The sequence below is a fragment of the Propioniciclava flava genome, assembly GCF_004126535.1.
In the GTDB taxonomy this organism is placed as follows: Bacteria; Actinomycetota; Actinomycetes; order Propionibacteriales; family Propionibacteriaceae; genus Propioniciclava; species Propioniciclava flava.
The window spans coordinates 1-12246 of the sequence record NZ_PPCV01000002.1; the positions used below are offsets into that span (position 1 = coordinate 1).

The following is a 12246-nucleotide window of genomic DNA, read 5'->3' on the forward strand; positions in this document are numbered from 1 at the left end:
CGGTCACAGTCGAGGTCCTCGGAACGGGGAGTGTGGTAACTCCTGATCCTGAGGGCCTCGACCCCTACCTCAACCCACCCGCCTCACCCGGCGTGTCGCACCCCACCCACCGCAAGTACGAAGAGCCGAGACGCGCCCCGACGTCCACAGGTGGTACGCGACCACCAGCAGGATGCCGAGGCCGCGCAGTCCCTGAATCTCCGCACGGAAGCCGGTTGGCTTCCCGCCGGGGGCGGGGGAAAGTGTGGTGGCGGGGGACGTCACGGAACCCGGTGTGTCCAGTCGTCGGTCAGGAACTTCTCGTCCATGAGCTGTTGCGCGGCGGCGTACTCGGCGGGCGTGTAGTCGGAACGGCGGGTCTGGTGCCCGGCCTCGAAGGAGGCAAGGAAGCGGGCAATGATCTCGTCGCGGGGGAGCCCGGTTTGGCTCCGCATCGGATCGACGCGCTTGTTGGCCGACTTGGTGCCCTTGTCGGACATCTTCTCGCGTCCGATCCGCAGCACGTCGAGCATCTTGTCGGCGTCGATGTCGTAGGCCATCGTCACGTGGTGGAGGACCGAGCCGGCAGCAAAGCGTTTCTGGGCGGCGCCCGCGATCTTGCCCTTGTCGGAGGCGATGTCGTTGAGCGGGACGTAGCGCGCGGAGATGCCGACATCGGCCAGCGCGGTCATGACCCAGTCGTCGAGGAACGCGTAGGACTGCTCAAACGACAGCCCTTCCACCAGGCTGGTGGGGACGTGGAGGGAGTAGGTGATGCAGTTGCCGGGTTCCATGAACATCGCACCGCCCCCGGAGATGCGCCGCACCACGCCGATGCCGTGACGGGCGGTACCCTCGGGGTCGATCTCGTTGCGGAAGCTTTGAAAGCTGCCGATCACGACGAGGGGAGCGTTCCAGTCCCAAAACCGCAGCGTGGGCGGCCGGACGCCAGCAGCCACCTCTTTGGTGATGACTTCGTCGAGAGCGACGTGCATGGCGGGGTTGAGCGTGACCGGTGCGATGACGTCGAACGTGTGGTCGCTCCACCCGGTCGCATGACCGAGCGCCCGCCGCACCGCGATCCCGACGGCGGCGGGAGTGAACCCGATCAGCGAAACGCCCTCACTCAGTGCGCCGGTGATGGCGTGCGAGATCTGGTCGGCGGACGCGGAGGCGGACAGGCCCACGATGGCGCCGTTGATGTCGGCGAGCGCCTCGTCGGGTTCGAGGAAGAAATCACCGCTCACCGCCGCGTGGACGATCCGCGAATCCTCTACCTCCACGTCGACCGCGACGAGCTTGCCGCCGGGGACCTTGTATTCACCGCGCATGGCCTCCAGCCTAGGCCGTCGCGAGAACGGCCTAGGCCAGAGGCGTTGGTCAGTACGGCGGCGGCTTACGGGTGCGGCCACCGACCTGGGTCAGCACAATCGTGGCGATGATGCCGATCGCGATCCAGATCGTCCAATGCCCCGTGATGATCGCCCCCAGGAACAGGGCAGGCCACACGGCCTTGCGCACCACAGAGACCCATTCGCGGCGTGGATCCTGCTGGGCTGGGGGCGGAGTGAAGGCGTACGGCGCGGGCGTATAGGACGGGGGCGGGGTCGGTGCTCCTGCGCTGGTGCCCCAGGGGGAAGGGGTTGCCCCTGGCCAGTTCGGTTGCGTCGTCGGCCACGTGTTGTTGCCGGGATCAAACGGCGGACGCGGCGCCTGCCCCCACGTGCCGGGGGTCGCCCAGGGGGACGGGGCGGCGGCGCCGAACAGCGGGTGGGGGTCGGGAAGGTCAGTGAACAGGGCGTCCACCTCGGAGGCGACGCGCGCCGCGAGGGCTTTGCTGGAGCGGTCCGCGAACTCGTCATCGCTGAGGCGGCCCGCCTCATAGTGCTGGCGCAGCGCGGTGACGGCAGTATCGCGATCGGCGTCCGACAGGCGCTGAGGCACTGGGTCGTGGGTCATGCGGGGGCTCCTTCCGGCGTCCATCATCCCAGATCACCCCAAGCCTGCGAGGGTGACTGGATGCCAGGGATGACCCTCCTTGGGTCCTTCCCGCGCCCTGAGGGTGTGCCCAGGCTACGGACCCCTGTCCCCTGGGCGAGCCCGCGTGGCACAGTAGGGGAGGCGTTTTTTCGGTTGACGTGGGCGGTTCGGTCCCGCGTCTGGCTCAGGGGGTCGGCGTGAGGGTGGTGCAGAAGTTCGGCGGCTCCTCGGTCGCTGACGCCGCAAGCATCAAGCGGGTGGCGAAGCGCATCGTCGAGACCCAGCAGCAAGGCAATGAGGTCGTCGTCATCGTCTCGGCGATGGGTGACACGACCGACGAGCTGCTCGACCTGGCCGGTCAGGTCTCCCCGAACCCTCGCGCCCGCGAATTGGACATGCTCCTGACCGCCGGTGAGCGGATGAGCGCGGCCCTGCTGGCGATGGCGATCAACGACCTGGGCTACACGGCACGCTCCTTCACCGGGAGCCAGGCGGGTGTGATCACCACCGAGAAGCATGGCGACGCGCGCATCATCGACATCACGCCCGGCCGGATCGAGTCCGCGCTCGACGAGGGCGACGTCGTCATCGTGGCGGGCTTCCAGGGCGTCTCCCAGACGACCAAAGATGTGACGACGCTGGGACGCGGCGCCTCCGACACGACGGCGGTCGCGCTTGCTGCAGCGTTGAAGGCGGGCTACTGCGAGATCTACTCCGATGTGGATGGCGTGTTCACCGCCGACCCGCGGATCGTGCCCGGCGCGTCCCGGATCCCGCAGATCAGCTACGAGGAAATGCTGGAGATGGCCGCCAACGGCGCCAAGATCCTGCACTTGCGATGCGTCGAGTACGCCGGGCGCGAAGGCGTCCCGGTGCATGTCCGGTCGTCCTTCTCGGACAAGCCGGGTACCTGGGTTAAGGACAGCGAAGAGGAGCGGACCGTGGAAGATCCCATCATCACCGGTATTGCGCATGATCGTTCGGAGGCCAAGATCACCGTGATCGGCGTCCCTGATCGGCTGGGTGCGGCGGGTCAGATCTTCACGACGGTCGCCGAGGCGGGCATCAACATCGACATGATCGTGCAGAACGTGTCGGTCGCCGAGGGCACCACCGCGATCACGTTCACGCTGCCGCAGTCGGACGGCGACGCCGCCATGGCCGCCTTGCGTGCCGCCAAGCCGACGATCGGGTTCTCCGACCTGATCTACAACGACAAGATCGGCAAGGTGTCGGTGATCGGCGTCGGGATGCGTTCGCACCCGGGCGTCTCGGCGACCGCGTTCCGGGCGATGGCCGAGGCGGGGATCAACATCGAAATGATCTCCACCTCTGAGATCCGGATCTCGATGATCGTCGACTCCGACCTCCTCGACAAGGCCGTTCGCGCCGTCCACACCGCGTTCGGGCTGGACTCCGAAGGCCAGGCGGTCGTGTACGCGGGTACCGGCCGCTAACCACACACCCCTCGGTCGTCCCCACGGACGCGAGGGCGCGCGGGACTGTCCCACGCGCCCCCTCGTGGACGCTTGTCTTGTCTCCTTCCTCTCGTGTTGCTGCGGTTGTCGCCGAGGTCGTGGCGGTGAGGACGCGCGGATATGCTGTCTCCCAGACAGGGGAGCGCTCACCGGGAGCGCTGAGAGTGCGGAGCGCCGCAGACCCTCGAACCTGATCCGGCTAGCACCGGCGTAGGGAGTCGAGTTCTCTACCGGCCTCAGGGGCCGGCCCCTCCTAGTTGAGGAGGATGTCCATCATGTCCCGCACCTTCGTCGGTGGCCTCGCGGCCGCCCTGGCGGCAGCGCTCGCCCTGACCGGTTGTTCGTCGTCGGCGGCCAGCACGCCGAGCTCTGCACCGGCCACGTTGACCGTCGTCACGCACGATTCGTTCAACGTCAGCCCCGACCTGCTCGCCTCGTTCGAGAAGTCCAGCGGCCTCAAGGTCACCTATGTGGCGCCGGGGGACGCCGGCACGCTCGTGAACCAGTTGGTCTTGACGAAGGACTCGCCGCTGGGTGACGTCGTCTACGGCATCGACAACACCTTCGCGGGGCGTGCGCTCAGCGAGCAGGTCACGACCCCCTACACGTCGACGGCGCTGCCCGCGGCAGACGCGGACGCCTTGAAGGCCGACGGGTCTGACAGGTTGACCCCGATCGATTTTGGCGATGTGTGCGTGAACGCCGACACGGCCTGGTTCAGCGCGCATCACCTCGCCGTCCCGCAGACCCTGGAGGACCTCACCAAGCCTGAATACAAGGACCTGTTGGTCGTCCCGAACCCCGCCTCCAGTTCGCCCGGTATGGCCTTCCTGACCGCGACGGTCGGCGCGTCCGGTGACCCGGGCTACCTCGGCTACTGGACGGCGCTGAAGAACAACGGCGTCCTCATCGCCAAGGACTGGACCGAGACCTACTCGGTGCAGTTCTCCGGCAGCGCGGGCAAGGGGCCGCGTCCGCTGGCGCTGAGCTACTCCACCTCGCCCGCCTCCGAGGTGGTCAACGGGGCTGCACCCACCCAGGCGCTGTTGCAGACCTGCTTCCGGCAGGTCGAATACGCGGGCGTCATCGCGGGCGCCAAGAACCCTGAGGGCGCGAAGAAGTTCATCGACTTCATGCTGAGCCAGCAGGTCCAAGCCGACATCCCCGGGCAGATGTACATGTACCCCGCGCTGCGCTCGGCCACGCTGCCCGCCGACTGGGTCTCGTTCGCGCCCTTGTCGCCGTCGCCGTATGCCGTCCCGGCCGCGACCATCACGGCCGACCGCGATCGGTGGATCCGCGACTGGACCGCGACGGTCGTCGGCTGAGTCGTGACACGACGCCTCGCGTGGACGCTGGCGGCCCTGGTGCCGCTAGCGTTCCTCGGCGTCTTCTTCGCCTGGCCGGTCGTCACGCTCATCGTCCGGGGGTTCTTCCCTGACGGTGCGTTCTCCCTGGACGCCTTCACCGCGGTGTTTGCTGCGCCCCGCACCTGGCGGGTCATCGCCACCACCCTTGCGCAGGCCGCCGCAGGAACGCTGGTGGCCGTCGCGGTCGGCATCCCGGGCGCCTGGCTGCTGTATCGGACGCGCTTCCCCGGACGCCTCGTCGTTCGGGCGCTCGTCACGGTGCCGTTCGTCCTGCCCAGCGTCGTCGTCGGCGTCGCGTTCAAGTCGCTGGTGATCTCTACCGGGCCCCTGGGCGGGCTGGGCCTGGACGGCAGCTTCGCGATCATCGTGGCCAGCCTGGTGTTCTTCAACTACGCCCTCGTCGTGCGCACCGTGGGGGCGATGTGGTCGGCCCTCGACCCCCGCACCGCCCAGGCAGCGGCGACGCTCGGTGCGTCCCCGGCCCGCGTGTGGTGGACGGTCACCTTGCCCGCGCTGGCGCCCGCCATCGCGTCGGCGGCGGCGCTCGTCTTCTTGTTCTGCGCGTCGGCCTACGGGGTCGTCATGGTCCTGGGCGGGGCGAGCTATGGAACCATCGAGACAGAGATCTGGTTCTTGACCAGCCAACTCCTCGACCTGCGGGGCGCGGCGGCACTGTCGATCGTGCAACTCGTCGTCGTCGCGGCGTGCCTCCTGGTCTCTAACCACCTGCAGGCACGGCAGGCCCGCGCGCAACGCTTCGCGACCGACACCACCCAGGACACCCCCTGGCGCTGGCGTCGCGACGGGGCTGCCACCCTGGTGACAGCCGTCGTCGTCGGGTTGGTGCTGCTGCTCCCGATGGGAGCCCTGCTGGAACGCTCGCTGCGCACCGCGTCCGGCTACGGGCTCGACCACTACCTGGCCTTGGGGGCACCCGGCAGCGGACCGATCAGCGTGCCGGTGTGGACGGCCGCCGCAAACTCACTGCGGACTGCGCTCCTCGCGACGCTCATCGCGGTCGTCCTGGGGCTGCTGGTGAGCCTGGTCGTCTCCCGGCGTCCGCGCTCGGCGCCCGCCCAGCGAGCCCTCGGCGTCCTCGACGCGGTGTTCATGCTGCCGCTGGGCGTCTCGGCGGTCACCGTCGGGTTCGGGTTCTTGATCACCTTGAACCGGCCACCGCTGGATCTGCGTAGCTCCCTCATCCTGGTGCCGATCGCCCAAGCCATCGTGGCGCTGCCGCTGGTGGTGCGCGTCCTTCTCCCGGTGCTGCGCGCCATCGATCCCCGGCTCCGGGAGACGGCGCAAGTGCTCGGCGCGGGGCCCTGGCGCGTGCTCGCCAGCATCGACGTGGCCCTCGCCGCGCGCGGCCTCGGGCTAGCGACCGGGTTCGCCTTCGCGACCTCACTAGGGGAGTTCGGTGCCACGTCCTTCCTGGCACGACCCGATCAACCGACCCTGCCCGTCATGGTGTTTCGACTCATCGGACGCCCCGGGCTCGAATCCCAGGGCATGGCGATGGCCGCCGCGGTGGTACTGACGCTGGGCTGCGCGATCGTCATGGGAATCGCTGAGACACTAAGGCCCAAGGAGGCTCGACTGTGGTGAACGGATTGCGGATCGCGGACGCGGTCGTGGAGTACCGGGTCTCACCGGATGCTGCCGCGGGCGCGGCCCGGCGCCCACCCAAACCGGGCCCGCACGACCGGATCATCACCGCCGTCGGTGGCGTCAGCCTGGACGTCGCTCCGGGGGAGATCGTCGCGCTGCTGGGGGCGTCCGGGTCAGGTAAGTCGTCGCTGCTGCGTGCCGTCGCCGGGCTGGAGCCGCTGGTCGGCGGGTCCGTGGCGTGGGACGGCGAGGACCTCACCGACGTGCCCACGCACAAGCGCAACTTCGGGCTCATGTTCCAAGAGCCTGCGCTGTTTCCCAACCTGAGCGTCGGACGCAACGTCGCGTACGGGCTGCACGCGCAGCCGCGGGGCCGTCGTGGAGGAGTTCCTCGACCTCGTCGGGCTGCCTGGCTACGCGTCGCGACAGGTCAACGAGTTGTCCGGCGGGCAAGCGCAGCGGGTGGCGCTGGCGCGGTCGCTCGCACCCCGGCCCCGGCTCATGCTGTTGGATGAGCCGCTCTCGGCGCTGGATCGGGCGCTGCGCGAGCACCTGGTCGGCGTCCTGGATGAGGTGCTGCGAGCAACGGGGACGACCGCGATCCACGTGACCCACGACCAGGACGAGGCGTTTGCGCTTGCCGACCGGGTGGGCGTCATGGCGGGCGGGCACCTGCTGCAGATCGATCGTCCCGAGATGCTGTGGCGGCACCCGGCCAGCGCCGAGGTGGCAGCCTTTCTGGGATACGACCTTCCCCTCACCGGTGAGGACGCGGAGGCGCTCGGGCTCGGCGCGCTGGCCGCGTCCGCGGTGGTGGCGCTCGGGCCCGAGAGCCTCACCCGAGATCCCGGTGGCGTGGAACTGCCGATCGTCGACCAGCTTCCGCGGCGCGGCTATATCGAGGTGGGCGTCCGGCTGCCGAGCGGCCGTCGTGCCGAACTGCGCGTCCCGGATCGTCTGGACGCCGAGACGGTCGCCGTCGTGACGGGCCCGGACGCCGTTGCGGTCGTGGCCTCCTGACCCTCTCTGTTCGGAGTATGCTTGAAACGTCAATCAAGGACGAGAGGGAAAACGCATGAAGATCGGGATCATCGTCGGGTCCATCCGTGAGGGTCGGCTGGGCTTGCAGATCGGCGAATGGATCAAGCAGCAGGCGGACGTGCAGGGTCGCGCAGCGGACTATGTCCTGATCGACCTGAAGGGCTTCGATGTGCCGCTGTTCACGTCGGCCACGCACCCGATGATGGCCAAGAAGCACTACGACGACGCTCGCGTCCAGGCCTGGAGCGACGCCATCGACGCGTGCGACGCCTTCATCTTCGTCACCCCCGAGTACAACCACGGCGTCCCGGGTGCGTTCAAGAACGCGGTCGACAGCCTCGGCTCGGAGTGGGTCGGCAAGCCGTACGCGGTGGTCGGCTACGGCGCCGTCGGCGGCGTCCGCGCCATCGAGAACTGGCGTTCGGTGCTGGCGAACTTCTCCATGGTCGACATCCGCAACGAGTTGAACATCAACCTGTTCACCCACTTCGCTGATGGAGCGTTCGTCCCGAACGCCCACCAGAACGACGAGGTCAAGGCTCTCTTCGACGCACTGGAGAACCTGACTGGCCGCCTGGCCTGACCCTGACCCGTATCGGCTGCGCGTGTAGCCGCGAGCGGCGTGACGCCCCGGTGTGGTGGAGGAAGCTCCCACCGCACCGGGGCGTCGTGTTCCCTCATGCGCCAAAGCCCCGCCTGTGCAGGGGGCCGTCCGCGCCATGGGTCAGTCTGCGCTCATGACTGTGGTCCGCCCGAGTGTCTGTGGCGGATTGCTTGGGCCAGAGAGGAACTCGCCACTCCAATGAGGAACCTCGGGATGGCGTGGAAGGTGGCCCCGGTGGACTATGCCGCGACCGCTGCGGGGAGACCGGCCGTCTCCACGCGACGGCGGACCCGAGCGATGAGGGTGCACACGACCCAGATCGCAAACGAGATCGTCGTCACGTACGGGCTGATCGGGATCGAGCCGCCCAAGGCGAGCAGGATGCCGCCCACGGTCGAGACGACAGCGAAGCACACGCTCAGAATCGGCACCAACAGCGGCGAGGAGGACACGCGCAAGGCGGCTGCGGCAGGCGTCACGAGGAGCGAGAGCACCAGCAAGGCACCCACGATCTGCACCGAGACGGCGGCGGCAAGGCCGAGCAGCAGCATGAATACCAGCGACAGGGCTCGGGTGGGGACGCCGCGCGCGGCGGCGACGTCCGGGTCCACGCTCGCGAACATGAGCGGACGCCAGATCAACAGCAGGGCGATGATCACGATCGCCGAGATGATCGCTAAGGCCCCGATCTGCGGATCGTCGATGGCGACGATCTGGCCGGTGAGCAGGCCGAACTTGTTGGCCGAGCGCCCCGAATACAGCGACAGGCACAAAATGCCCAGGCCAAGCCCGAACGGCATGATGACCGCGGTGATCGAGTTGCGGTGCCGGGCACGGCTGCCCAGCAGGCCGATGAGCAGCGCGGCGAGCAGCGATCCTGTCAGGGCGCCGGGGATCACACCGATCCCGAACAGCAGACCCGCAGAACCGCCAGCGAACGAAAGCTCGCTGATGCCGTGCACCGCGAAGGGCATGTCGCGGGCGACCACGAACACCCCGATGAGGCCGCCGACCACCCCCAGGATCGCGCCAGCCAAGATCGAGTTGTGCAGCAGCACCACCAGTTCGCCGTAGTTCTCGAACGAGAACAGCGAAGACCACCAGTCGGTCATGCGTGCGCATCTCCCTTGTGCGTGTGCCCGTCGGATGGCGGGGCTGTGTGCGTGATGCACGGTTCGACGGCGCCGACCACCACGATGCGCCCGCGGGTACGGACGACATCCACGGGGGAGCCGTACAACTCCGAGAGGACCTCCGTGCGCAGCACCTCATCGGGGGTGCCGATGCGGATCTTCCCGCCGGCCAGGTAGATGACCCGGTCAACCATGGGGAGGATCGGGTTGATGTCGTGGGTGACGAACAAGACGCCGAGGTTGCGCGTGCGCCGACTCTTGTCGACCAGTTCGCTCACGACGGTCTGGTAGGCCAGATCAAGCGACAGGAGCGGCTCGTCGCACAGCAGCAGGCGCGGGTCCCCGGCCAGGGCTTGGCCGATGCGAAGCCGCTGCTGTTCACCGCCCGAGAGGTCCGAGAGGGGCTCGTGACGGTAACGCTCCGCGTGAACGTCGTGGATGAGCTTGTCGATGGCCGCGCGCCGGGCCTTGCTGGGCAGCGGGATGCCCCAACGATGCCCGTCGACCCCCAAGCCGATGAGGTCTTCGGCGCGAAGGGGGACGCCCTCGTCAGCGAGCTTTTGCTGGGGCACATACCCGATGCGACGGTTCCCGCCCTTGATGGGGGCGCCGAGGAACTCGGCTGTGCCCGCGGAGAGGGGCAGTTGTCCCAGAATCGCCTTCAGGAGGCTCGACTTGCCCGACCCGTTCGCGCCGAGGATCGCGATGAACTCCCCGGCCGCGACGTCGAGGTTGAGCCCGCTCCACAGGGTGCGGTCGCCGAACCGCAGCGCGGCGTCGCGCAGCCGCAGGACGACGTCGCCCCCCGTGGAGGGGGAGTCAGCCTGGGTGGCGGGCGCGGCCTGGGTGGACGCCTCGCCCCGCACGGTGAGGGCGTCCTGGGTGGTGGTCGTCACTTGGCTAGCGCCGCCGCCAGGGCGTCCAGGTTGTCGGTCATCCATGAGACGTAAGTCTTCCCTGCCGGAAGGGTTTCTGTGAACGCGACCACGGGGATGTTGTTGGCCGTGGCGGCCTTGACGACCGCGTCGGTCTGTGCGCCGGTGGTCTGCTCGTTGTAAGCGAGCAGCTTCACAGCGTGATCGGAGTACAGCTTGAGGGTCTCATTGAGGACGGCGGGGGCGACGTCGCTCTCGTTCTCGACGGCCTCGGAGAACTCTTCGGGCGTCTTGTTCTCCAGGCCGATCGCCTCCAGCATGTAGAGCGGGACGGGCTCGGTGATGGAGACAGGCTGGCCCGCGTATGTCGCCTTCAGGTCATTCTCCTTCTGGGTCAGGGTCGCCAGGGACGCCTTGAGGGTGCTGGCGTTGGCGGTGAAGGTCGCCGCGTCGGACGGGTCAAGCTTGGTATAGGTGGCCGAGATGGCGTCGACGACCTTCGTCACGGTGCCGAAGTCGTACCAGACGTGCTCGTTGAGTTCGTCTCCGGCGCTCGCCTGCTTCCCCGAGACGGTGACCGCGTTGATCCGCTCGATGGCCGGGTTCTTGGCGGCCGCGAGCATGGTGTCGACGAAGTCGTCGTAGCCCCCACCGTTCTCGATCACGACCTGAGCCTTCGACAGCGTGAGCTGGATCTGGGCGTTGGCCTCGTACTCGTGAGGATCCTTGGACGGGTCATCGATGATGGAGGTGACGTTCACGCGATCGCCACCGACCTTGGCGGCCAGGTCGCCCCAGACGTCGGTGGACGCGACCACGGACAACGTGACGGGCGTGGATGACGGGGACGCGGAGGGTGTGGCGGCCGGTGAGGTGCAGCTTGCCAGCGTCAAACCGGTGGCGAGGGCGGCCAGCAGGGCGAGTGGTCGTGCGAGGTTCATGTCGATCCCATCCAGGTAGTGCAGTGCGGCGATGCCGAATGCACCGTGCGCAAGAACCATGATAGACGATGGTTGAGAACCATTCTCACAACGGTCGGGTGGTGATCGCGGACTCTCGCGGTGTCGTGCTGCTCACGAGCATGCGGCGCACCGCCCACGACCAGGTGCCGCACTGCGTACTGCCCATGCCGCGTTGCTTACGCCAAGGTTGTGCGGATCCCCTGAGCGATGGCGGCGGCGAGGGCGTCCCGCGTCCCCGGCTGGGCGATGGCCGCCCAGTCTGCGGGATTGTTGAGGTTCCCGATCTCGACCAGGACGCCGGGCGTGCGGCTCAGTTCGTTGAGGACGGCCACGTTGGTGCGCGGATCCAGGGGCAGTGCCGTGGTGCCTTTGTAGTTCGCGGGGGGAAGCGGTGAGGCGTGGAGGGCGTCCGAGAGGTGCGTGGCCAGCGTCACCGAGGCCGTCTGGACGTGCTGACCGCCGCGCATGTCGGGGGAGTAGATGAGGTGAAAGCCGCGCTTGTCGTCACTGTCGAAGTCCGCGTGGAGCGCCACCAGCGCGTCCGCCTTGGTCGTGTTCGCCAGGTGCCCGCGCTCGTTGTTGCACGGCCCGAGCGTGGCGTCGTCGGCGCGCGTCATCACCACCGTCGCGCCGTCGGCCTGGAGAAGGGCCCCGACCCGCTTGGCGAGATCGAAGTTCACGGTGTGCTCGGCCGTCCCGTCGGGGGCGGTCGCCCCCGCGGTGTAGCACGGCAGCCGCTTGTCGCCATAGGTCGTGATGAGGCGGCCGCTGTCGTCCTTCGTCCAGAGTCCGGCGTGTCCGGCGTCCACCACGACGGTCTTGCCGCTCAGGGTTCCGGCGTGGGTGGGCTTGCCGGTGGCCTGGGTTGGGGAGGTCTCCAGACCCTGAACGACAACCGGGGGTGGCGTGCTCGGCGCCGGGGTGCTGGCAGGTGCGCTGCTGCAGCCCACCAGGGCCCCCATAGTGCCCAGGCAGAGCGCCCAGGCCCTGATTCGCATGGAACGAGCCTAGGACGCGGATGCCAGCAAGGGGTCATCTAGCTCAAGGAAGGTGAAAGGAGAGAGGGGACCACGAATCCCACTGGTCGGGGTGACAGGATTTGAACCTGCGGCCTCTTCGTCCCGAACGAAGCGCGCTACCAAGCTGCGCCACACCCCGATGGCCCCTCAGGGCCGCTGATGAGCATATCCCAACCTGCGGTGAATCTCACATCGCC

11 protein-coding genes, 1 tRNA gene, 1 pseudogene and 1 riboswitch are annotated in these 12246 nt (G+C 68.2%); of the genes and pseudogenes, 6 read left to right on the forward strand and 7 right to left on the reverse strand.

Features of this window, described 5'->3' with window-relative positions; genetic code table 11:
• Positions 1-260: 260 nt before the first annotated feature.
• Complete coding sequence (gene lplAB / locus C1706_RS02725; RefSeq protein ID WP_129457689.1) at positions 261-1310, reverse strand: lipoate-protein ligase LplAB; 1050 nt, start codon at positions 1308-1310, stop codon at positions 261-263.
• Positions 1311-1359: 49 nt separating this feature from the next.
• The gene (locus C1706_RS02730; RefSeq protein WP_164987399.1) at positions 1360-1938 is read right to left on the reverse strand and encodes a DUF1707 SHOCT-like domain-containing protein; all 579 of its coding nucleotides are present in this window, start codon (positions 1936-1938) and stop codon (positions 1360-1362) included.
• 200 nt (positions 1939-2138) lie between these two features.
• On the opposite strand from C1706_RS02730, the gene C1706_RS02735 reads away from it, so the two are divergent.
• The 6 genes and pseudogenes from C1706_RS02735 (at position 2139) to C1706_RS02755 (ending at position 8039) form a co-directional block, all read left to right on the forward strand.
• A complete protein-coding gene (locus C1706_RS02735; protein WP_129458058.1) occupies positions 2139-3416 on the forward strand; it encodes an aspartate kinase in 1278 nt (425 codons plus the stop codon).
• Positions 3417-3563: 147 nt separating this feature from the next.
• Positions 3564-3671: riboswitch (TPP riboswitch) on the forward strand.
• Positions 3672-3712: 41 nt separating this feature from the next.
• On the forward strand, positions 3713-4765 hold the full coding sequence (locus C1706_RS02740; protein WP_206660941.1) for a thiamine ABC transporter substrate-binding protein: 1053 nt from the start codon (positions 3713-3715) through the stop codon (positions 4763-4765).
• Between the two features lie 3 nt (positions 4766-4768).
• Entirely contained in the window at positions 4769-6412 is a 1644-nt protein-coding gene (locus C1706_RS02745; RefSeq protein WP_129457692.1) for an ABC transporter permease, read from the forward strand.
• 26 nt (positions 6413-6438) lie between these two features.
• Positions 6439-6877, forward strand: a pseudogene (locus C1706_RS14475) (ATP-binding cassette domain-containing protein); the annotation flags it as partial.
• Between the two features lie 45 nt (positions 6878-6922).
• Positions 6923-7435 carry an ATP-binding cassette domain-containing protein gene (locus tag C1706_RS14480; RefSeq protein ID WP_241653435.1) on the forward strand — a complete coding sequence of 171 codons (513 nt, stop codon included), beginning with the start codon at positions 6923-6925 and terminating at the stop codon, positions 7433-7435.
• Between the two features lie 55 nt (positions 7436-7490).
• Positions 7491-8039 carry an NADPH-dependent FMN reductase gene (locus C1706_RS02755; protein WP_129457693.1) on the forward strand — a complete coding sequence of 183 codons (549 nt, stop codon included), beginning with the start codon at positions 7491-7493 and terminating at the stop codon, positions 8037-8039.
• A gap of 260 nt (positions 8040-8299) precedes the next feature.
• Here the strand turns inward: C1706_RS02755 and C1706_RS02760 are convergent, their stop codons facing one another.
• The 5 genes from C1706_RS02760 to C1706_RS02780 all read right to left on the reverse strand — a co-directional run bounded on the left by C1706_RS02760 (position 8300) and on the right by C1706_RS02780 (position 12188).
• On the reverse strand, positions 8300-9172 hold the full coding sequence (locus C1706_RS02760; protein ID WP_129457694.1) for a metal ABC transporter permease: 873 nt from the start codon (positions 9170-9172) through the stop codon (positions 8300-8302).
• On the reverse strand, positions 9169-10134 hold the full coding sequence (locus C1706_RS02765; protein WP_129457695.1) for a metal ABC transporter ATP-binding protein: 966 nt from the start codon (positions 10132-10134) through the stop codon (positions 9169-9171). Before C1706_RS02765 ends, C1706_RS02760 begins: the two co-directional genes overlap by 4 nt.
• Positions 10086-11069, reverse strand: a complete 984-nt coding sequence (locus C1706_RS02770) for a metal ABC transporter solute-binding protein, Zn/Mn family (protein WP_206660942.1) — start codon at positions 11067-11069, stop codon at positions 10086-10088. The genes C1706_RS02765 and C1706_RS02770 overlap by 49 nt, the downstream gene beginning before the upstream one ends.
• Before the next feature lie 137 nt (positions 11070-11206).
• Positions 11207-12028 carry an N-acetylmuramoyl-L-alanine amidase gene (locus C1706_RS02775; protein WP_129457696.1) on the reverse strand — a complete coding sequence of 274 codons (822 nt, stop codon included), beginning with the start codon at positions 12026-12028 and terminating at the stop codon, positions 11207-11209.
• An 83-nt stretch (positions 12029-12111) separates the two neighbouring features.
• Positions 12112-12188 (reverse strand) — tRNA-Pro (locus tag C1706_RS02780).
• Between the last annotated feature and the right edge of the window lie 58 nt (positions 12189-12246).

Coding starts and splice junctions, on each gene's coding strand:
- lplAB (WP_129457689.1), bottom strand. CDS start 1,310: ATGCGCGGTGAATACAAGGTCCCCGGCGGCAAGCTCGTCGCGGTCGAC.
- C1706_RS02730 (WP_164987399.1), bottom strand. CDS start 1,938: ATGACCCACGACCCAGTGCCTCAGCGCCTGTCGGACGCCGATCGCGAT.
- C1706_RS02740 (WP_206660941.1), top strand. CDS start 3,713: ATGTCCCGCACCTTCGTCGGTGGCCTCGCGGCCGCCCTGGCGGCAGCG.
- C1706_RS02755 (WP_129457693.1), top strand. CDS start 7,491: ATGAAGATCGGGATCATCGTCGGGTCCATCCGTGAGGGTCGGCTGGGC.
- C1706_RS02760 (WP_129457694.1), bottom strand. CDS start 9,172: ATGACCGACTGGTGGTCTTCGCTGTTCTCGTTCGAGAACTACGGCGAA.
- C1706_RS02765 (WP_129457695.1), bottom strand. CDS start 10,134: ATGGATGACCGACAACCTGGACGCCCTGGCGGCGGCGCTAGCCAAGTG.
- C1706_RS02770 (WP_206660942.1), bottom strand. CDS start 11,069: ATGGTTCTTGCGCACGGTGCATTCGGCATCGCCGCACTGCACTACCTG.
- C1706_RS02775 (WP_129457696.1), bottom strand. CDS start 12,028: ATGCGAATCAGGGCCTGGGCGCTCTGCCTGGGCACTATGGGGGCCCTG.